This window comes from Streptomyces sp. NPDC053673 (genome assembly GCF_055585225.1).
The window spans coordinates 1-17,732 of record NZ_JBVJKN010000015.1; the positions used below are offsets into that span (position 1 = coordinate 1).

The window sequence follows — 17,732 nt, forward strand, 5'->3', positions numbered from 1 at the left end:
CGTCGCCTTGGTAGGCCATCACCCCACCAACAAGCTGATAGGCCGCGGGCTCATCCTTCACCGCCGGAGCTTTCCACCACCGACCATGCGGTCAGTAGTCATATCCGGTATTAGACCCCGTTTCCAGGGCTTGTCCCAGAGTGAAGGGCAGATTGCCCACGTGTTACTCACCCGTTCGCCACTAATCCACCCCGAAGGGCTTCATCGTTCGACTTGCATGTGTTAAGCACGCCGCCAGCGTTCGTCCTGAGCCAGGATCAAACTCTCCGTGAATGTTTTCCCGACTGTGCTTAATGAAAAGCTGCGGGTCAGACACCACGAGAGCGGTGCGACCAGGAGGAATAGTCCCGGTCGCACACAGCGTCCTCGCTGTGTATTGCCACCCCGCAAGCGGGATGGACTTTCAAAGGAACCTCATCTCCGTGATGGAGACGGGGTATCAACATATCTGGCGTTGATTTTTGGCACGCTGTTGAGTTCTCAAGGAACGGACGCTTCCTTCGTACTCACCCTCTCGGGCTTTCCTCCGGGCGCTTCCCTTCGGTGTTTCCAACCTTACCAGATTCTTTTCCGTTCCGTTTCCGGTTCGGATTTCGTTTCCGGTGGCCGTTGGAGGGCCTTTTGCCTTTCGGCGTGTTCACTACGTTAGACCATTTCCCGGGCGACTCATAATCGAGCCGATCGGGTACTGAATTTCGGCATGCCGAAACCGCACCCGGTTGGGGTTGTCGTAGGTAGTGGATGGCCGCTTCGGGGGCTGTAGAACAGCAGTCCCTGTTCAAGCGGCTCGGGCTACGTTAGGCGTCTGACTAGGCAGAGTCAAGTTGACCTGCGGCGTGGCGAGTGAGCCCGATATGGACTCACCGTGGGATCGTCCGTGATCCAGTAGCGCCAGGGGTGGTCGGCTCCGTCTCCGCCCACTCCCGTACGGGGTCCATTTCGTACCTGGTCAGGGGTGGGAGGCGTACCCGCGAGGATGCGCAGCGGGGCGTCGGGGCCGGCGCGGACGTCGGCGCCGTCGAGGGTGCGGTCGATGTCGAGGGCCGTGGCGAGGCGGGCCGGGCCTTTGGCCAGTTCCTTGTCGTTCCGGGCTGAAATCCGACGTTTGAAGGCGAGCTCCTTGCCCACGCGGATCTCACCCGCGCGCAGCAGGACACCGCTGGCCATGCCCTCGGGGCCGCACACCAGATTGAGGCAGTGCCACATGCCGTAGGTGACTCACCAAGCATGTATGTCGTTACCAAGGCAACGACAAGCAGGAGATATGCAGTGCGAGCGATCATCTACGCCAGGCTCAGCCCCACCCCGAGGGGCGAAGAGTCCAAGGGCGGGAACCTGACACAACAGGTCGAGCTGAGTCAGGCGCTGTGCGACCGGAACGGCTGGTCCGTCGTAGCCGTGATCGTCGAGAAGGACACGTCAGCCTCGACCAAGCGGGGAGCCAAGCGAAGCGACGAGTGGGAGCGCGTCAAGGCTCTGGTGGAGGACGGCAAGGCAGACGCCATCGTGTCTCGCCACTTCGACCGCATGTACCGCACTCCCTGGGATCTTGAGGACCTGGTGGACCTGGCCGAGTCGACCGGCGTCACGCTGGCCGCCGCACAGGCTCAGGGAGTGCTCGACCTGTCCACCCCGTCCGGCCGTCTTGCTGCTCGCATCGGCGCTGTGGTGGCTCGCAACGAGACCGAGATGCGAGTAGAGCGGCAGGTACTCGGACACCAGCGCCGTAGAGAGTCGGGCAGGCCCTTCTGGAGTACTCGCCCGTTCGGCTTCGAGCGCGATGGCAGGCACCGTGAGGCAGAGGCAGAAGCCCTACGGCAGGCGTACCGGGATGTCCTGACCGGTGTCTCCCTCTGGTCCATCGCAAAGGACTGGAACGCCCGTGGACTGCTCTCGCCGCACGGCAAGGAGTGGCGCAGCTCGAACCTTCGGGGTGTCCTCTTGAAGCCGAGGAACGCGGGAATCCAGACGTACTCGCAGTGGGTCGAGAAACCGGACGGGAAGCGGGTGCGGCTGACTGAGGAGACCGGTGCGGGCAACTGGGAGACGATCGTCTCCGAGGGCATGTTCCGGGCACTGGTCCGCTACCTGAGCGATCCCGAGCGCAACACGGGCGGCGGCGGCAAGCGCAAGGCCTTGTTGTCCGGCGTCGTCCGCTGTTCGAAGTGTCAGGCCCTCGCCACTCAGGGGTGGAGCAAGAAGAACGCGGCAGGCGAGCGGTACCGCATCTACACCTGTTCAGGTGGCCGGTGCATCACCTGCCCGGCAGATGCTCTTGATTCCTTCGTGGTCCGGAAGGTCATCGACAAGGCCGAGGAGTGGAACGCGGCACCGGCCACGGACAACGGAGACGAGGAGCGAGAGGCCGAACTGCTGGCCGAGGAGACTGCCGCGACCGAGAGGCGCACCGCCCTGGCGGAGATGTTCGCTGTAGGAGACATCGACGGGTCGACCCTGCGGACGGGCATCGGCAGATGTGACGCCGACCTGACCAAGATCCGGGCCGAGCTGGCAGACCTGGCAGCGAAGCGGGTGCGCGTCGATCTGGGCGACATCGAGTACCTGTGGGAGGAACTGGACTACGAGGACCCCGACCGCATCGACTACGTGCGGACCGTCGTCACGCAGGTCTGCGAGCGAGTCGAGCTGATGCCGCGCGGTCGAGGGGTCCGAAGCTTCAAGGCCGAGCACTGCCGGATCACGTTCCGGAACCCCTGAGATCCGATCGAGGAGGGCCGAGCCGGGTGCCGGCGCTTAGTGAGCACGGGCCCTGTCTGACGCGAGTAGGACGGAGCCCATCGTCATACCCGGCGAGGAAGAACCGGACATCCCCCAGAGCCTCTGTGCGCCCCTCTCGCCCCCAGTTCATGCAACAACGTGCATGAGTCACGTCCGTGCATGGACGGCCGCAAGCGGCGCCCGTACGGTCCTCTCAGGCGGCCCGACCGGGCCGACAAGTCAAGGGGGTTCCGCATGGCACGCGAAGAACTGACTCGGCTCACCGGCAACGGCAACGGCACGTGTGGAGAGGACGACTGCCCGAACGTCTACCGCACCACCTCCGGCTCCATCGTGGTTCAGGGCGACGTGTCCGACGCCTTCACTCCCCCGCAGGGGGAAGGGCTCGTGGAGATCCCCGAGAGCGTTCTTCGGGAGGCCGTTCGTGCTCTTGGATGGTGACGAGTGGCGGGCGATGCTCCGAGGCTTCCAGTCGGAGGCGTGGCGGCTGGAGACCCTGCCCGAGTACCTCGTACCGCAGGAGGCGGAAGAACTCGAAGCCTTCCGCGCAGGCAAGCGCGTCGACCCGGACACCTACTCGTCGGCGTACACGGAGGACCTGAGGCGGTTGCGCGGTGAGGGGAGGAGCAAGGGTCGAGTGCACGTCCTGACTCGACCGCTCTCCGAGTACCTGCGCTTCGAGTTCTCTCGGTACTACGCACCGCACGTGCTCGCCGGGGAGGACATCCGCATCCTTGACGTGACCGAGCGCGAGAACCCGTTGCCGGATGTCGGGGACTTCTGGATGTTCGACCGCTCGACGGTCGTCCTGATGCACTACGAGGGCGACGGCACGCAGATCAGCCGGGAACTGCACGAGGGTGACCCTGCGCCGTTTATCGAGTGGCAGCGCATCGCTGTTGCCGAGTCGGTTCCCTTCCTTGAGTACGCGGAGCGCGTGAAGGAGTGACGTTCGAAGCTGAGCAGCTTGGCGAGTCTGGTACCGAACTCGCCTCTCTGCTTCGGGACTTGCGCAAGCGAGCCGGCCTCTCTGGGGACCGGCTCGCAGCGCGCTGCAACATGTCCCAGTCGAAGGTGTCTCGTATCGAGAACGGCCGGACACGGCCGTCCCTGGTCGATGTCGAGCAGATCTTGCGAGCGCTGGACGCTCCGCCGGAACTGGTTGCCGAGGTCTCCGCCCTCGCCAGGATGGCGAACACTGAGTGGCGGAACCTCCGAGAACTTCGGCGCAAGGGGCTCGGTACGAGACAGGCCGAGCTGAAGTCGCTCGAAGCGTCCTCTACGCACATGCGCTACTTCCTGCTCTCGATGGTTACCGGACTGCTCGCAACCCCGGAGTACGTACGGGCGAGCCTGGCCCACTCGACGGCCGACACGAGCAAGGCGGTAGCGGGGAAGCTGGGACGGCAAGCCGTCCTCTACGACGCCTCGAAGCGGTTCACGTTCGTTCTGACCGAGCAGGCGGTTCGCTGGCCGGTCGTCTCCCCACTGGCGCTGGCGGAGCAGATGGACCGGCTGGCGTCCCTGTCCTACCTCCCAAACGTTCACATCGGGGTGATCCCCGTAGGGGCACCCACGCCCCGAACCCCTCTGAGTACCTTCACCGTCTACGACGCCGCGTTGGTCACCATCGAGACGACGGCGGGAAGTCTCGTACTCCGCGACGGCCGAGATGTTCAGGCGTACGTGAAGGAGTTCGCCGGGTACGAGGAACACGCCCTCTTCGGCGAAGACCTTCGGGCACGGCTCGCCGAGTGGTCCGCCGCTTGCCGTGCATGACTTCAGTCGACTACGCGACTGAAGCGCCATCCCGTGCGCACCCCGGAGGATCATCCTTCGGCAGGCGAACAGTCGGGAGGTCGCACGGATGAGCACACCCAGGACGACGATGGCAGGGCCGGTGAACCTGACCCTTCCGGAGGGAGACCCGAACCCCGTCGCGGGATGTCGGCAGTGCCTCGGCGTCGCCGTGACCCGAGCCAACGCCCGATCGGTCGGCGACTACTCGAAGGCGACGGACGCGAACGTCGTGCTCCGCACGCACCTCCGGGAAGACCACGGGGCCGAGTGATGTCGCGCGCGGTCCTGCGGTTCGTGACGCACCGAATCGCGCAGCATCCGGACACGGACGTCACCTATGAGGCTGAGTGCCTGCACTGCAAGTGGAAGGCGGAGCCGTCGACGGACAGTGCGGCGGTCGACGTCGAGTGCATGAGTCACACGGGTCTGAGTAACCATCGCGGCTTCCGGCGGATGTGTACGTCGTTCGCCATGGTGGTGCGGGCCGAGCCGGACAGACCCCCGGCGCACTGAGGGACGGCGAGCAAGACAAAACCAGAGACTGGCACCTGCCGACTTCCCCCGTGGTCGGCAGGGGTCAGCATCGTTGCGGCCGTCAGACAGTGTTGTACCCCCTACGTACGACAACGGCCCCCAGCGTAGAGCCGAGGGCCTGTCTGAACTGCTGTGCGCCTGTCTCAGGCGCTCTCTCCCAGGTGCCGGTACAGCGTGGCTCGGGAGACTCCGAGGGCCTTGGCGATGGCGCTGACGCTCTCGCCCTTCGCCTTCCTGGCACGGGCCACGGTCAGTACATCCTCGTCCACCACGGACGGACGTCCGCCGGTCCGGCCCTGTGCCTTGGCCGCTTCCAGACCGGCCCGCGTGCGGTCCTTGATGAGCGACCGTTCGAACTCCGCCATGGCCGCGATGATCTGGAAGAACAGGCGGCCGTCGGCCGACGTGGTGTCGACAGAGGAGAGCGCACCATCGAGCACGCGGAAACCTATGCCGCGCTCGCGCAGGCCGTCGACGATGGACACGAGGTCGATGAGCGACCGGCCGAGCCGGTCAAGCTTCCACACACACAGGACGTCGCCCGGTCGGGCGTAGTCCAGTACGGCCGTCAGTTCCGGCCGGTCGGTGTTCTTCCCGCTGGCCTTGTCCTCGAAGATGCGGGCGCACCCTGCGGCCGTCAGTGCGTCGCGCTGCAACTGCGCCTCCTGGTCGTCGGTGGAGACGCGGGCGTAGCCGATGAGCTGGCCAGTGATCGTGTTCGTCGCCATGGCACGGACTGTCACAGAACTCATCTCAAAAGATCAAGTCCGAGACGGAAGTTTCGAGACGGGTTTTGAACAGGGCTGCGCCCCCGTGAGGGGCGCTCTGCCTGTCGTCTCACAAACCTTGGTTTTCGAGACGGCCCTACTCGGTCACGCTGCGCCATGCTCGACGGCCAGCGGCGCAGGAGTGAGGCAACGGCAAGGGGGTGGGGTGTGACCCCCTGAAGGGTGCTTGCTCAACCGCCATGTCTTAGCAGCCAAGATTCCGCCACGGTTTCAGGGTCCGTCCACCCTGTCCGCAGACTGCCACGGCGGGAGCGTATGACCTGGTCACAGCCTTGCCCTCTCCTTACTGGCAGCGGCGGAAGGCTGCAAGGAACGGGCCCTTACGGCCGTGATTGTGGGGCGCGGCAGCGCCCCCCTTGGTCTTGCCGGCTTGCTCCTGTCGGCCCCTTCCGGGGCCGCACTGTCGTTGCCCGCTTGCGACTGTGGCGGCCGGTAGGCCGCCCCCTGCCGCTTCTCTCTTCGCCGGTGAGGCTTGGCAATGTCGGCCCCCAAGGGGCCGCCCTGCTGCTGACCGCTTCCGCCTGTGCCGGCCTACCGGCCGCCCGTCCGCTACTGCTTGCAAGCGTTGCCGATCGCTTACCAAGAAGATTAAGAAGGGCGGCACATCACCTCAGGTCACAGCCCTGCGCTTACAGGTGTCGCATGTCGTTGGCTACCTGATCGGCACGCCTCGCGTGTCGCGGTGATGCCTGATCGACACGTCCCGCATGTGAGCTACGGCTGGAACCTCTTGGCCTTGCGTATGCCGTGCTCATCGCAGGTTGCGTCCCCGATGCCCTTCTGGAAGTGGATCATCGGGAGTACGAGGCACCGGCGGTTGGACTCCGCCTCGATGAAGCCCCACCCCTTGGCCTTGCGCACGTGGTTGTTCAAGGCGTTGTTGCTCAGCACCTTGCCGTCCTTGGCGGCGAGAATCTTGTTCAGCTCATCCGGCGGGAACTCAGCATGCCCGATCTGGTTCGCCCATCCCATGGCTGCGTACTCGACGCGGTGGGCGTAGTCGAAGCGCGGGTCGCGCGCCCGCCGCTTGTACTGCTCCTGAGACACAGCGGCGAAGTCGCCTTCGAACTGAAACGGGATACGTCCCACTGCTGGCAGTCCCTTCCTGTGAGGCGCACACGGGTGCGCCAGTGACCCCCGCCGGATGGCGGGACATGTGCCTCCATTTCGTTGCGGGGGTGGACCGTGCACGGATGGCGCGGTCTCTCTTCACAGGTGGACGCCCAAGCCTTCGGGCTTGGACTCGGTCTCCTGCGGTCGGGGGCGACGGCGGCGACCTGGCCGAGGGATCTTACACGCAGGAGGGAGGACCCCGTTCAGGGAGCCCTCCCGTGTGGTGCTGCTCGAAGCGCTCAGCCTGAGACATCCTCAAGCGGAAGGTGGTCTCGGAAGTACTGCGACTCCAGCCACTCCTCCTTGACGAAAAGTGGACGTGTAAGGCGCGCATTCCCGACCCGCTGCGAACGCAGAAGAAGTCCGAGATCGGTCAGGGAAAGCGACTCGTCAGGGGTGTAAAGAATCCAGTTCCCATGCTCCGCAGCGTGGTCCAGCAGAAACTGATGGCCCTGCACTGGATCGCTCCCTGCCAACGGGAAGCCGGCCAGGAAGACCTGCGGACCGGTGACTGCATCCAGCGCGACGCATGCGAGCTTGCCCGCGTCGTAGAACGCCTTCACCCCGTCCGGGAAGTCTTCCTGCCCGTACGGACCACCGACCCGTGCCAGAGGCCCAGAGACCAGCAGTGCGTCGGCGACCTCGGCTGGAGACATCCCGAACTGCAGCGGCCCCACGCCTTCTCCGGATCGCAGCTCCCAGCGCTCCCGCTCCGCATCTGCGCTCATCCACCCACCCCTACGTCTGACCGGCCCAGATCTGTGTCTGTTGCTTTGGTTCGCATGCACCAGGCAGGGACAAGATCCCAACTCGGCTGCTCAAATGCCAACTGGGGTGCTCAGTGACACCCACCCGTCCGGTCCGAGTCGGCGCACGTCGACAGTCACTCGACCGGTCAGGAACGCGTCACGCGCCGCGCTCGCGAACGATCACGCAACTCCTGGTCAACTCCGCGCCGACTCACCGGCGGGCCGCGAGCGAGGCGTACAGCGGCTCAGGCTCCGGCGGACGGTTTGGCTCTGGGGCTCAGCCGGTACGCCGAGACCGTTGGATCACCGGCGAGGTAGAACCGGTGTTGCCAGTCGTGGGCCTTGCTCACGCCTACCCGAGGACCAACCCGGATGAGCGCGGTGGGTACAGGCTCACCCTCGGACAACACGACCGAGGTACCTGTCAGGAGGTCTGCACCGTTGTGCTCCGCCGTGATGCCGAGTGCCTGACAGAAGTTCCCGGGACCTCGGGCAAGGCGTGGACTCTCGACCTTCTCCCCGCGCCGCTTGCGTGCCAGGTCTTCCCCCTCGATGACCCTGCCTGCCCGGATGAGGACGGCCGAGGCGATGCCGTCCGTCCCGGTGACGACGTTGGCGCACCAGTGGAGACCGTGGGACCGGTAGACGTACAGGTGTCCTGCGGGTCCGAACATGACGGCGTTACGGGGTGTCTGGCCTCGGTAGGCGTGGGAAGCTGGGTCAGCCGTACCGGAGTACGCCTCGGTCTCCGTGATGGCGATGCTCACGGTCCCCTCGGGGGTCTTGCAGGTGAGGACGCTCCCGAGCAGCCTGGGGGCGACCTCTTCGGCAGGATGGGCGAGGGCGTCGACGTTCATGCTGACCGCCTTGACATGCCGTACGTGAAGTAGACGTACGCATGACCGGGCGGGCCGAACATCACTCCGTTGCGGGCGGTGCGGCCACGGAAGGCGTGCGAGCCCGGGTCGGCCTCCCCCGCATAGGCCTCTACTTCGGTCAGCCGGAGTTCGATGGGGCCGTCGTCCGCCAGACGTACCAGCGTGCGACCGAGAAGGTCGGGGGCGACGTCGAGGACCGGGCGGTCGAAGAAGTCCCGGGGCAGCGGCGTACGGTCGGGGCTCTCCATCATGGCGTCCGAGGGTAGCGGGGAACCGACTACCGTCGTCGCGCGTATGTAGGGGTCAGAACCGATAAGGAGTGAACATGGGCTTCAAGCGACTGCTCGCGAGCTTGGGCGCCGGCGGCGCCTCCGTCGAGACCGAGCTGACCGAGGCGAACGTCGTTCCGGGCGGGGTCGTCCAGGGCGAGGTGCGCATCCAGGGTGGCTCGGTGAATCAGCAGATCGAGGGGCTGTCCGTCGGTCTGCAGGCACGTGTCGAGGTGGAGGGCGGCGACCAGGAGGTCAAGCAGGACATCGAGTTCACCAAGCAGCGGCTCGGGGGTGCCTTCGAGGTGCAGGCCGGGGCGGTGCACGTGGTGCCGTTCGGGCTGGAGATCCCGTGGGAGACGCCGGTCACGGCGATCGCCGGGCAGCAGCTGCGGGGCATGAACATCGGGGTGACGACCGAGCTGGAGATCGCGCGCGCCGTGGACTCGGGTGACCTGGACCCGATCAATGTGCACCCCCTGCCGGCTCAGCAGGCGATCCTGGACGCGTTCATCCAGCTGGGCTTCCGCTTCAAGAGCGCGGACATGGAGCGCGGTCACATCCGCGGGACGCGGCAGCGGCTGCCGTTCTACCAGGAGATCGAGTTCTTCCCGCCGCAGCAGTACCGCGGGCTGAACCAGGTGGAACTGTCGTTCGTCGCCGACGACCGGGAGATGGACGTCGTGCTGGAGATGGACAAGAAGCCGGGTCTGTTCAGCGAGGGCAGCGACTCGTACCGCGCGTTCAAGGTGGATCTGCACAACTTCCAGGGGACGGACTACGCCGCGTACCTCAACCAGTGGCTCGCGGATGTCGGCGGCCGTCGTAACTGGCTCTAGGGCTCTAGGCTCGGTGCCCGTAGGCGCGCAAGCGCAGGACTGCCGAATTCGGAGGTTCAGACGTGACCGAGGCGAAGAGGGCTCCGCTGCCTCATGACTTCCATCCACCGGTGCCGTCGTTCACGGTGGTGAGCGACGACATCGAGCCCGGAGCTTTCCTGAAGGACGCCCAGGTCTACTCGGCGGGCAACACCTCGCCGTCGTTGCGGTGGGAGGGCTTCCCGGCGGAGACGAAGAGCTTCGCGGTGACGTGCTTCGACCCGGACGCGCCGACGGGCAGCGGTTTCTGGCACTGGGTGCTGTTCGACATCCCGGCCTCGGTGACCGAACTGCCGGTGGGTGCGGGCAGCGGCAAGTTCGAGGGGCTGCCGGATGGCGCCGTGCATGTCCGCAACGACTACGGGTCGAAGGACTTCGGCGGTGCCGCGCCGCCGCCCGGTGACGGACCGCACCGCTATGTGTTCACCGTGTACGCGGTGGACAGCGAGAAGCTGGGTCCCGGCGACGATGTGTCGCCTGCAGTCGTGGGCTTCAATCTGCGGTTCCATGCGCTCGCGCGTGCCCAGCTGATCGGCGAGTACGAGAACCGCGGGTAGCTTTCCCAGGGTTCGTTTGTTGTTTGCCCGCTCCTGGTCTTGGAGAGATCAGGAGCGGGCATCTTTCGTTGTGCGCGGATATTGCGTTGTCCATCGCGGCGTGCCCGGCCAGAGTTGATCCGAGCCCAGAGCCCGCCACAAGGGCTGGGCCGGTACACGGGAGGTGGGCACAATGCGGGACACGCTGGTACTGAATGCGAGCTTCGAGCCGCTGTCGACGGTGACGCTCAACCGTGCGGTGGTGCTGGTGCTGCAGGACAAGGCCGTCGTCGAGCAGGCCCACCCCGGTCTCCGCGTGCGCGCGGCCGCTGTCGAGCTTCCGGTGCCCCGGGTGATCAGGCTCTGCAGATACGTACGGGTGCCGTTTCGAAGACAGGCGCCGTGGTCGAGACGGGGTGTGCTGGTGCGTGACCAGCACCGGTGCGCCTACTGCGGGAGGCGTGCGACGACCGTGGACCATGTGGTTCCGCGGTCGCAGGGTGGTGCGGACAGCTGGCTGAACACGGTGGCGTCCTGCGCCGAGGACAATCACCGCAAGGCGGACCGTACGCCGGAGCAGGCGGGTATGCCGCTGCTGCACGAGCCGTTCGTGCCGACTCCGGCGGACGCGATGCTGCTGGCGCTGCGGGTGGGTGAGCGGTCTGCACTGCCGGAGTGGCTGGCGAAGCACACGCCACAGCCCGTCGCCCGGTCCGCGGCGTAGGAGCGGCGTAGGAGCGGAGGCCTACGCGGCGCGTATGCACATGGACATGCAGGCATCTAGGGCATGCGGAAGCCCGTCTCCTGTCGGAGGCGGGCTTCCGTGTGTGTCAGCGCAGGACGAGCTGGACGATGGCGACGGTGCCGACGGCGACGACAACGGTCCGCAGCACCACGGGTGAGAGCTTGCGGCCGACCCTGGCGCCGATCTGGCCGCCGATGGCGGAGCCGACCGCGATCAGCAGGACAGCGGTCCAGTCGAAGTCGGCGACGAAGAGGAAGAAGAGCGCGGCGACGCCGTTGACGATCGCGGCGAGGACGTTCTTGGCGGCGTTGAGGCGCTGCAGGCTGTCCTGGATCAGCATGCCCATGAGGGAGAGGTAGATGATCCCCTGCGCGGCTGTGAAGTAGCCGCCGTAGACGCTGGCGAGCATGATGGCGGCGAAGAGGAGCGGTCCGCCGTCGGGGTGGGGGGCTTCGGAGCCGTTGCGCTCCCGTCGGCGCTGGATGGCTCGGGTGATCCGGGGCTGCAGGATCACGAGCACGAGGGCGAGCGCGACCAGGACGGGGACGACGGTCTCGAAGGCTGTCGAGGGCAGCAGGAGCAGCAGCATCGCGCCGCCGAGACCGCCGATGAGCGCCGCGAGGCCGAGGCGCAGGATGCGGCTGCGCTGGCCGGTGAGTTCGGCGCGGTAGCCGATGGCTCCGCTGATCGATCCCGGTATCAGGCCGAGGCCGTTGGAGACCGTCGCGGTGACCGGGGGCATGCCGGTGGCCAGCAGGACGGGGAAGGTGATGAGCGTTCCCGATCCGACGATGGTGTTGATGGTGCCGGCGGCCGTGCCGGCAGCGAAGACTGCGAGTGCTTCCCAGATGGACAAGGCCATCTCCTCACATGATCGAGTGTCGCCTCCCCGCCATGAAGGTCGAGGGGCCGCACCGATCATGCACGACTGTGTGTATGTGTCAGTCGATGGGGGGCTGCTCGCGTCGCTCCGTACCGCCGCCCTGCTGCGGGATGTTGCCGCCGCTGTTGCCGGACAGCGGGCCGCCGAAGCTGCCGATGGCTCCGGAGAGGCCCTTGAGCGCGTCGCCGATCTCGCTGGGCACGATCCAGAGCTTGTTGGCGTCGCCCTCGGCGATCTTCGGGAGCATCTGGAGGTACTGGTACGAGAGCAGCTTCTGGTCGGGGTCGCCGGCGTGGATGGACTCGAAGACCGTACGGATGGCCTGGGCCTCGCCCTCGGCGCGCAGGGCGGCGGCCCTGGCCTCGCCTTCCGCGCGCAGGATCGCGGACTGCTTCTCGCCCTCGGCGGTCAGGATCTGCGACTGGCGGATGCCTTCGGCGGTGAGGATCGCCGCGCGCTTGTCACGGTCGGCGCGCATCTGCTTCTCCATCGAGTCCTGGATGGAGGTGGGCGGCTCGATCGCCTTGAGCTCGACGCGGTTGACGCGGATGCCCCACTTTCCGGTGGCCTCGTCGAGGACACCGCGCAGGGCCGCGTTGATCTCCTCGCGGGAGGTGAGGGTGCGCTCCAGGTCCATGCCTCCGATGATGTTGCGGAGGGTGGTGACGGTGAGCTGCTCGATCGCCTGGATGTAGCTGGCGACTTCGTAGGTGGCGGCGCGGGCGTCGGTCACCTGGTAGTAGATGACGGTGTCGATGTTGACGACGAGGTTGTCCTGGGTGATCACCGGCTGGGGCGGGAACGGCACGACCTGTTCACGCAGGTCGATCCGGTTGCGGATCGAGTCGATGAACGGGACCACGATGTTCAGCCCCGCGTTGAGGGTGCGGGTGTAGCGGCCGAAGCGCTCGACGATGGCGGCACTGGCCTGCGGGATGACCTGGATCGTCTTGATCAGGGCGATGAATACCAGCACCACCAGGATGACCAGAACGATAATGATCGACGGCATCGTGCTTCCCGTGCCCTTCGCTGCCGGATGAATCTGATGATCGAGTTTCCCAGACCACGGCCGGTCGTGTGAGCGGTTCGGTCACATGACCAACCCCGATCGGCTGACGGGCGCGGTCACATGACTACGGCGGTCGCACCGTCGATCTCCACCACGTCGACCTGCTCGCCGGGTTCGAAGGCCCGTGAGGTGTCGAGTGCGCGGGCCGACCAGATCTCTCCCGCCAGCTTGATACGGCCGCCGTCGCTGTCGACCCGTTCCAGGACGACCGCTTGACGGCCTCTCAGCGCGTCGACGCCGGTGGCCAGTTGGGGGCGCTGTGAGCTGTGGCGCAGGGCGATGGGCCGTACGACCGCGATGAGTGCGACCGACACCGCGGCGAAGACCACCACCTGCGCGACCACGCCGAAGCCGAGACCCGCTGTGACGGCTCCGGCGACCGCTCCCGCGGAGAGCATGCCGAATTCGGGCATGGCGGTGAGTACCAGAGGAATGCCCAGGCCCACTGCCGCGATCAGCCACCACACCCACGCGTCGATGTCCACAGGGGCATGGTAGGACCGCGAACGGTCCCGCGGACAGGGCGCGATCAGCCGCGGAGGGCGCAGGAGGCGGCGGTGGGGACCGCGGTCAGGAGAGCGGGAGCCCGTGGGCCGTCCAGCGCTCGCCGTTGCGCTCGACGACGAGTGGCAGGCCGAAGCAGCGGGAGAGGTTGCGGGCGGTGAGCTCGGTCTCCATGGGGCCGGCGGCAAGCACCTTGCCCTGGCGGATCATGAGGACGTGGGTGAAGCCGGGTGCGATCTCCTCGACATGGTGGGTCACCATGATCATGGAGGGGGCGTACGGGTCACGGGCGAGGCGGCCGAGGCGGCGCACCAGGTCCTCGCGGCCGCCGAGGTCGAGGCCGGCGGCGGGCTCGTCGAGGAGCAGCAGTTCGGGGTCGGTCATCATCGCGCGGGCGATGAGCGTGCGCTTGCGCTCGCCTTCGGAGAGGGTGCCGAACTTGCGGTCCAGGTATTCCGACATGCCGAGGCGGTCGAGGAAGGCGCGGGCGCGCTCCTCGTCGACGGCGTCGTAGTCCTCGTGCCAGGTGGCGGTCATGCCGTACGCGGCCGTGAGAACGGTCTGCAGGACGGTCTGGCGCTTGGGCAGCTTCTCGGCCATGGCGATGCCGGCCATGCCGATGCGGGGGCGGAGGTCGAAGACGTCCACCTTGCCGAGCTGGTCTCCGAGGACGCGGGCGGTGCCCTTGGTGGGGAAGAGGTAGCTGGAGGCGATGTTGAGCAGGGTGGTCTTGCCGGCGCCGTTGGGGCCGAGGATCACCCAGCGCTCGCCCTCCTTGACCGACCAGGAGACGTCGTCCACCAGAGCGCGTCCGTCGCGGACCACGGATACGTCCACCAGCTCCAGTACATCGCTCATGAGCGCGTTGTCTCCCCATGCAATCGTCGAGAGGTCTCGAGGGCCCTGTGCGCCTGTGAGCGCGGCTCCAAGGGAAAACCTACGCCACCGGTCGTGCGTGCCGGTCCCCCGGTCCGGTACCTAGGCTGGGTCCATGCTTTCGGAACCACGCTCAGGACGGCTGGCCGCATGGGGAAATGCCCTATTGGCCGGATTTGTATCACCGGATGACGCGGTGCTGGCGATCGTCGGGGACGATGCCGTGCACCGTGTGGAGGGGCTGCCCGGTGAGGCGGGGCCGGTCGGGCTCACGCTGGCGCTGGGGCGGCTGCGCGGACTGGGGGTGCGGGGTTTCCGGGTCGCGCTGCCCGCGCCGGGCCATCCGCTGGGGCTCAGCGGTCCGCCGGCGTTCAACGCACGGGCGCTGGACGCGGAGGAGGCCGTCGTCTGCCACGGCGCCGCGTGGGGTCTGGTGCCGGAGGTCTACGAGGCGGGCCCGGACGGCGATGTGCATGTCGAGGTCGTCTGGCACTGCCTGCCGGTGCGGGAAGCTCCGCCTGCCGATGTGCCCTCGCTCGGGGAGGCCGAGCGGGAGCTCGCCGAGGGGCTGCGGGAGGCGACGGCTCTGCTGTCGAAGCTCGATGTGGCGGCGTCGGGTCCGGTCGCGGAGGCCGCGTTGGACGCATACCGGGCGCGGGCGGAGGCGAGTTCGGGCCGGGAGGTGCTCGCACCCGGATATCCGCCTCGCGCGGTACGGGTGCTGGAGCTTGCGCAGCGGATCGGGCTGCTGATCTCGCTGGCGTACGAGAACGGGCACGGCGGTGCGGTGAGCGCCTCGGAGATGGCGGCGCGGGGGGCGGCGCTGCGACCGGTGGAGCGGGGGGCGCGGCGTGCTCAGGTGGCCGCGTACAACGCGTACGTGGAGGACCAGGAGCGCCGCAGGGAGGGCTGACGGGAGCGCTTGTGCCGGGTCCGTCGGGAGCGCCGCAGGGAGGATCCGTCGGACAGGGCCCGACGCATCGCCCCGGCGCGGTCGGCCGGTCGGCGGATGGGTCGGCGCGGTCGGCTGGTCGGCGCGGTCGGCTGGTCGGCTGGTCGGCGGGGATGATGCGACCGGCCCCCGGGCGGAGCCTGGGGGCCGGTGGTCACTGCGGTGCTGCGGAAACCGTCAGCGGGTGGTTCAGAAGTTGATGCCCTCGTTGCCGAAGGCCGGGTTGAGCGCCCCGATGACGTTGGCGGTGTTGCCCACGACGTTGACCGGGACGTGGACCGGGGCCTGAATCAGGTTGCCGGAGCCGACGCCCGGGGAGTTGACGGCGTAGCCGTCGGCGTGCGCGGAGGTGGCGGACGCGACACCGGCGCCCGCGGCGATGAGGCCACCGGCAACCATGGAAACGGCAACGGCCTTCTTCAGGTTCTTCACTTCAGGATCCTCCTGGTCATCGCTGCGGCGGGATCGCCGCAGCACGCCATGGAGAACGCCGGCGCGCCGACCGGGATACGCCGTGTGGGCGACGTACACACGACGGTATGAATCTCACACCGGAAGACGACGGTCCGGTTGGTCGTCCCGTTGACCTGCTGAAACGTTCCGATCAGCTGGTGAGTCCGTGCCGTACGGCCCAGAGCGCCGCCTGCGTACGGTCCGCCAGGTCGAGCTTCATCAGAATGTTCGACACATGGGTCTTCACCGTCTTCTCCGAGAGGACCAGGGCGCGGGCGATCTCCCGGTTGGAGCGGCCGTCGGCGATGAGGCCGAGCACCTCGCGCTCCCGCTCGGTCAGGGAGGTTCCCCTCCCCTGACCGGTGTTGGGGTCGTCCTGGGCGAGCAGCGCGCCCGCCACTTCGGGCTGGAGCAGCACATGGCCCGCGTGTACGGAGCGGATCGCGCCGGCGAGGGCTTCCGGGTCCACGTCCTTGTACACGTAACCGGACGCGCCCGCGCGCAGGGCCGGGACCACCGTGCGCTGCTCGGTGAAGCTGGTGACCACCAACACCTTGGCGGGGTTGGCGAGTTCGCGGAGCTTGCGCAGTGCCTCGATGCCATCGGTGCCGGGCATCTTGACGTCCATGAGGATGACGTCGGGGCGGAGTTCCTCGGCGCGGGCGACGCCCTCGGCGCCGTCCCCCGCCTCCCCCACGACCGCTATGTCGTCCTGCACCTCCAGGAACGTGCGCAGTCCCCGGCGGACCACCTGGTGGTCGTCCACCAGCAGCACGCGGATCCTCGCCTTCGAACTGGGCGCAGCGTCAGCCACCGGGCACCTCCATCTCAATCGTGGTGCCCTTTCCGGGCGCCGATTCCACCGTGAGTGTGCCGCCGACGCCGCTTGCCCGGTCGCGCATCGAGACGAGCCCGAGATGGCGGCCGGCCCTGCGGACCGTGGTGGGCTCGAAGCCCTTGCCGTCGTCGGTGACGCTGAGGACCACGCCGTGGCCGCGGCGGGCCAGGGTGACGGCCACCAGCTCCGCGCCCGAGTGCCGCAGTGCGTTGTGCAGGGCTTCCTGGGCGACCCGCAGGAGAGCCTCTTCCTGGGCGGCGGGCATCGCACGCACCCCGCAGCTGTCGAAGGTGACCCGCGCCGTGTGGGCGCGGTCGAGGACATGTACGTGCGTACGGAGCGTGTTGACCAGGCCGTCCTCGTCGAGGGCGGCCGGGCGCAGCTCGACCACCGCCGCCCGCAGCTCGTCGGCGGCTTCGGCGGCGAGGGCGGCGACCTGCTGCAGCTCACCCTTGGCGCGGACCGGGTCACGGTCCACGAGGGCGGCGGCGGCCTGGGCGGTCAGCCGGAGCGAGAACAGCTTCTGGCTGACGGCGTCGTGCAGCTCATGGGCGAGCCGGGAGCGTTCCTCGGCGATGGTCAGCTCGCGGCTGCGCTCGTACAGCCGGGCATTGGTGAGGGCGATCGCGGCGTGCTGGGCGAGTATCGACAGAAGCTGCTCGTCGTCCTCGGTGAAGCCGCACCCCCCGTCCGCCTTGGGGCACCTCTTGTTGGCGAGGAACAGCGCGCCGATCGTCTCCTCGCCGTCCTTGACGGGCAGTCCCAGGAAGTCGGACATGTCGGGGTGGGCGGAGGGCCAGCCCTCGAAGCGGGGGTCCTTCCGTACGTCCGCGAGGCGCTCGGGCTTCGCGTCCCTGAGCATCGAGGCGAGGATGCCGTGCTGGCGCGGCAGCGGGCCGATCGCCCGCCACTGCTCGTCGCTGACGCCGTCGACGACGAACTGGGCGAAGCCGCCGTGGTCGTCGGGCACGCCCAGCGCCGCGTACTCGGCGTCGAGCAGCTCGCGGGCCGAGGCGACGATCGTCTTGAGGACGTCGCGCATCTCGAGATGCCTGCTCATCGCGAGGAGAGCGGTGCTCACGGCGGCGAGGCCGGAGCTCGGTCGATGGCTCATGGGATCACCGT

The 17,732-nt window shown here is 67.5% G+C and carries 21 protein-coding genes, 1 rRNA gene and 2 pseudogenes; 10 read left to right on the top strand and 14 right to left on the bottom strand.

Annotated elements, in window-relative coordinates; translation table 11 throughout:
- Together ACZ6ZQ_RS21495 and ACZ6ZQ_RS21500 are read right to left on the bottom strand one after the other, a co-directional pair.
- Nucleotides 1-273: ribosomal RNA gene (locus tag ACZ6ZQ_RS21495) — 16S ribosomal RNA — on the bottom strand; the annotation flags it as partial.
- A gap of 546 nt (nucleotides 274-819) precedes the next feature.
- A pseudogene (locus ACZ6ZQ_RS21500) lies at nucleotides 820-1,215 on the bottom strand (DNA-3-methyladenine glycosylase); the annotation flags it as partial.
- A 54-nt stretch (nucleotides 1,216-1,269) separates the two neighbouring features.
- Here ACZ6ZQ_RS21500 and ACZ6ZQ_RS21505 point away from each other — a divergent pair.
- The 6 genes from ACZ6ZQ_RS21505 (at nucleotide 1,270) to ACZ6ZQ_RS21530 (ending at nucleotide 5,052) form a co-directional block, all read left to right on the top strand.
- A complete protein-coding gene (locus ACZ6ZQ_RS21505) occupies nucleotides 1,270-2,718 on the top strand; it encodes a recombinase family protein (RefSeq protein ID WP_469770110.1) in 1,449 nt (482 codons plus the stop codon).
- 255 nt (nucleotides 2,719-2,973) lie between these two features.
- A complete protein-coding gene (locus ACZ6ZQ_RS21510; protein ID WP_351184895.1) occupies nucleotides 2,974-3,180 on the top strand; it encodes a hypothetical protein in 207 nt (68 codons plus the stop codon).
- Complete coding sequence (locus tag ACZ6ZQ_RS21515) at nucleotides 3,164-3,688, top strand: DUF6879 family protein (RefSeq protein WP_399320785.1); 525 nt, start codon at nucleotides 3,164-3,166, stop codon at nucleotides 3,686-3,688. The genes ACZ6ZQ_RS21510 and ACZ6ZQ_RS21515 overlap by 17 nt, the downstream gene beginning before the upstream one ends.
- Nucleotides 3,685-4,518, top strand: coding sequence for a helix-turn-helix domain-containing protein (locus ACZ6ZQ_RS21520; protein WP_469770111.1), 834 nt, complete (start codon nucleotides 3,685-3,687; stop codon nucleotides 4,516-4,518). Before ACZ6ZQ_RS21515 ends, ACZ6ZQ_RS21520 begins: the two co-directional genes overlap by 4 nt.
- 88 nt (nucleotides 4,519-4,606) lie before the next feature.
- Nucleotides 4,607-4,810: a hypothetical protein gene (locus tag ACZ6ZQ_RS21525; protein ID WP_248782997.1), complete on the top strand. Its 204-nt coding sequence runs from the start codon at nucleotides 4,607-4,609 to the stop codon at nucleotides 4,808-4,810.
- Complete coding sequence (locus ACZ6ZQ_RS21530) at nucleotides 4,810-5,052, top strand: DUF7848 domain-containing protein (RefSeq protein WP_469770112.1); 243 nt, start codon at nucleotides 4,810-4,812, stop codon at nucleotides 5,050-5,052. Before ACZ6ZQ_RS21525 ends, ACZ6ZQ_RS21530 begins: the two co-directional genes overlap by 1 nt.
- Nucleotides 5,053-5,216: 164 nt before the next feature.
- Here ACZ6ZQ_RS21530 and ACZ6ZQ_RS21535 read toward each other — a convergent pair whose 3' ends face one another.
- The 5 genes and pseudogenes from ACZ6ZQ_RS21535 to ACZ6ZQ_RS21555 all read right to left on the bottom strand — a co-directional run.
- Nucleotides 5,217-5,801, bottom strand: a complete 585-nt coding sequence (locus ACZ6ZQ_RS21535) for a recombinase family protein (protein ID WP_469770113.1) — start codon at nucleotides 5,799-5,801, stop codon at nucleotides 5,217-5,219.
- Between the two features lie 774 nt (nucleotides 5,802-6,575).
- Complete coding sequence (locus ACZ6ZQ_RS21540; protein ID WP_469770114.1) at nucleotides 6,576-6,950, bottom strand: hypothetical protein; 375 nt, start codon at nucleotides 6,948-6,950, stop codon at nucleotides 6,576-6,578.
- Between the two features lie 263 nt (nucleotides 6,951-7,213).
- The gene (locus ACZ6ZQ_RS21545) at nucleotides 7,214-7,702 is read right to left on the bottom strand and encodes a hypothetical protein (protein WP_469770115.1); all 489 of its coding nucleotides are present in this window, start codon (nucleotides 7,700-7,702) and stop codon (nucleotides 7,214-7,216) included.
- 266 nt (nucleotides 7,703-7,968) lie between these two features.
- Nucleotides 7,969-8,580 (bottom strand): DNA-3-methyladenine glycosylase, encoded by a 612-nt coding sequence (locus ACZ6ZQ_RS21550; RefSeq protein ID WP_469770116.1) that lies wholly within the window; start codon nucleotides 8,578-8,580, stop codon nucleotides 7,969-7,971.
- A 14-nt stretch (nucleotides 8,581-8,594) separates the two neighbouring features.
- Nucleotides 8,595-8,852: pseudogene (locus tag ACZ6ZQ_RS21555) on the bottom strand (DNA-3-methyladenine glycosylase); the annotation flags it as partial.
- Nucleotides 8,853-8,926: 74 nt separating this feature from the next.
- Here ACZ6ZQ_RS21555 and ACZ6ZQ_RS21560 point away from each other — a divergent pair.
- The 3 genes from ACZ6ZQ_RS21560 (at nucleotide 8,927) to ACZ6ZQ_RS21570 (ending at nucleotide 11,008) form a co-directional block, all read left to right on the top strand.
- Nucleotides 8,927-9,709 (top strand): sporulation protein, encoded by a 783-nt coding sequence (locus ACZ6ZQ_RS21560; RefSeq protein ID WP_469770117.1) that lies wholly within the window; start codon nucleotides 8,927-8,929, stop codon nucleotides 9,707-9,709.
- 62 nt (nucleotides 9,710-9,771) lie between these two features.
- Entirely contained in the window at nucleotides 9,772-10,305 is a 534-nt protein-coding gene (locus ACZ6ZQ_RS21565; protein WP_469770118.1) for a YbhB/YbcL family Raf kinase inhibitor-like protein, read from the top strand.
- 172 nt (nucleotides 10,306-10,477) lie between these two features.
- Nucleotides 10,478-11,008: an HNH endonuclease gene (locus tag ACZ6ZQ_RS21570; protein ID WP_469770119.1), complete on the top strand. Its 531-nt coding sequence runs from the start codon at nucleotides 10,478-10,480 to the stop codon at nucleotides 11,006-11,008.
- Nucleotides 11,009-11,114: 106 nt separating this feature from the next.
- Here ACZ6ZQ_RS21570 and ACZ6ZQ_RS21575 read toward each other — a convergent pair whose 3' ends face one another.
- From ACZ6ZQ_RS21575 to ACZ6ZQ_RS21590, 4 genes are all read right to left on the bottom strand, one after another.
- Nucleotides 11,115-11,891 (bottom strand): sulfite exporter TauE/SafE family protein, encoded by a 777-nt coding sequence (locus ACZ6ZQ_RS21575; protein WP_469770120.1) that lies wholly within the window; start codon nucleotides 11,889-11,891, stop codon nucleotides 11,115-11,117.
- Between the two features lie 79 nt (nucleotides 11,892-11,970).
- Nucleotides 11,971-12,924: an SPFH domain-containing protein gene (locus ACZ6ZQ_RS21580; protein WP_469770121.1), complete on the bottom strand. Its 954-nt coding sequence runs from the start codon at nucleotides 12,922-12,924 to the stop codon at nucleotides 11,971-11,973.
- Between the two features lie 116 nt (nucleotides 12,925-13,040).
- Nucleotides 13,041-13,469, bottom strand: a complete 429-nt coding sequence (locus ACZ6ZQ_RS21585; protein ID WP_469770122.1) for an NfeD family protein — start codon at nucleotides 13,467-13,469, stop codon at nucleotides 13,041-13,043.
- Between the two features lie 85 nt (nucleotides 13,470-13,554).
- Nucleotides 13,555-14,346 carry an ABC transporter ATP-binding protein gene (locus tag ACZ6ZQ_RS21590; RefSeq protein ID WP_469770123.1) on the bottom strand — a complete coding sequence of 264 codons (792 nt, stop codon included), beginning with the start codon at nucleotides 14,344-14,346 and terminating at the stop codon, nucleotides 13,555-13,557.
- 133 nt (nucleotides 14,347-14,479) lie between these two features.
- On the opposite strand from ACZ6ZQ_RS21590, the gene ACZ6ZQ_RS21595 reads away from it, so the two are divergent.
- Nucleotides 14,480-15,277 carry a hypothetical protein gene (locus ACZ6ZQ_RS21595; RefSeq protein ID WP_469770124.1) on the top strand — a complete coding sequence of 266 codons (798 nt, stop codon included), beginning with the start codon at nucleotides 14,480-14,482 and terminating at the stop codon, nucleotides 15,275-15,277.
- A 228-nt stretch (nucleotides 15,278-15,505) separates the two neighbouring features.
- Here ACZ6ZQ_RS21595 and ACZ6ZQ_RS21600 read toward each other — a convergent pair whose 3' ends face one another.
- The 3 genes from ACZ6ZQ_RS21600 to ACZ6ZQ_RS21610 all read right to left on the bottom strand — a co-directional run bounded on the left by ACZ6ZQ_RS21600 (nucleotide 15,506) and on the right by ACZ6ZQ_RS21610 (nucleotide 17,721).
- The gene (locus tag ACZ6ZQ_RS21600) at nucleotides 15,506-15,748 is read right to left on the bottom strand and encodes a chaplin (protein ID WP_469770125.1); all 243 of its coding nucleotides are present in this window, start codon (nucleotides 15,746-15,748) and stop codon (nucleotides 15,506-15,508) included.
- Between the two features lie 172 nt (nucleotides 15,749-15,920).
- Complete coding sequence (locus tag ACZ6ZQ_RS21605) at nucleotides 15,921-16,583, bottom strand: response regulator (protein ID WP_469770126.1); 663 nt, start codon at nucleotides 16,581-16,583, stop codon at nucleotides 15,921-15,923.
- A complete protein-coding gene (locus ACZ6ZQ_RS21610; RefSeq protein WP_469770127.1) occupies nucleotides 16,576-17,721 on the bottom strand; it encodes a GAF domain-containing sensor histidine kinase in 1,146 nt (381 codons plus the stop codon). Before ACZ6ZQ_RS21610 ends, ACZ6ZQ_RS21605 begins: the two co-directional genes overlap by 8 nt.
- Nucleotides 17,722-17,732: the final 11 nt, after the last annotated feature.

Coding starts and splice junctions, on each gene's coding strand:
- ACZ6ZQ_RS21510 (WP_351184895.1), top strand. CDS start 2,974: ATGGCACGCGAAGAACTGACTCGGCTCACCGGCAACGGCAACGGCACG.
- ACZ6ZQ_RS21525 (WP_248782997.1), top strand. CDS start 4,607: ATGAGCACACCCAGGACGACGATGGCAGGGCCGGTGAACCTGACCCTT.
- ACZ6ZQ_RS21530 (WP_469770112.1), top strand. CDS start 4,810: ATGTCGCGCGCGGTCCTGCGGTTCGTGACGCACCGAATCGCGCAGCAT.
- ACZ6ZQ_RS21535 (WP_469770113.1), bottom strand. CDS start 5,801: ATGGCGACGAACACGATCACTGGCCAGCTCATCGGCTACGCCCGCGTC.
- ACZ6ZQ_RS21545 (WP_469770115.1), bottom strand. CDS start 7,702: ATGAGCGCAGATGCGGAGCGGGAGCGCTGGGAGCTGCGATCCGGAGAA.
- ACZ6ZQ_RS21550 (WP_469770116.1), bottom strand. CDS start 8,580: ATGAACGTCGACGCCCTCGCCCATCCTGCCGAAGAGGTCGCCCCCAGG.
- ACZ6ZQ_RS21560 (WP_469770117.1), top strand. CDS start 8,927: ATGGGCTTCAAGCGACTGCTCGCGAGCTTGGGCGCCGGCGGCGCCTCC.
- ACZ6ZQ_RS21570 (WP_469770119.1), top strand. CDS start 10,478: ATGCGGGACACGCTGGTACTGAATGCGAGCTTCGAGCCGCTGTCGACG.
- ACZ6ZQ_RS21575 (WP_469770120.1), bottom strand. CDS start 11,891: ATGGCCTTGTCCATCTGGGAAGCACTCGCAGTCTTCGCTGCCGGCACG.
- ACZ6ZQ_RS21580 (WP_469770121.1), bottom strand. CDS start 12,924: ATGCCGTCGATCATTATCGTTCTGGTCATCCTGGTGGTGCTGGTATTC.
- ACZ6ZQ_RS21590 (WP_469770123.1), bottom strand. CDS start 14,346: ATGAGCGATGTACTGGAGCTGGTGGACGTATCCGTGGTCCGCGACGGA.
- ACZ6ZQ_RS21595 (WP_469770124.1), top strand. CDS start 14,480: ATGCTTTCGGAACCACGCTCAGGACGGCTGGCCGCATGGGGAAATGCC.
- ACZ6ZQ_RS21610 (WP_469770127.1), bottom strand. CDS start 17,721: ATGAGCCATCGACCGAGCTCCGGCCTCGCCGCCGTGAGCACCGCTCTC.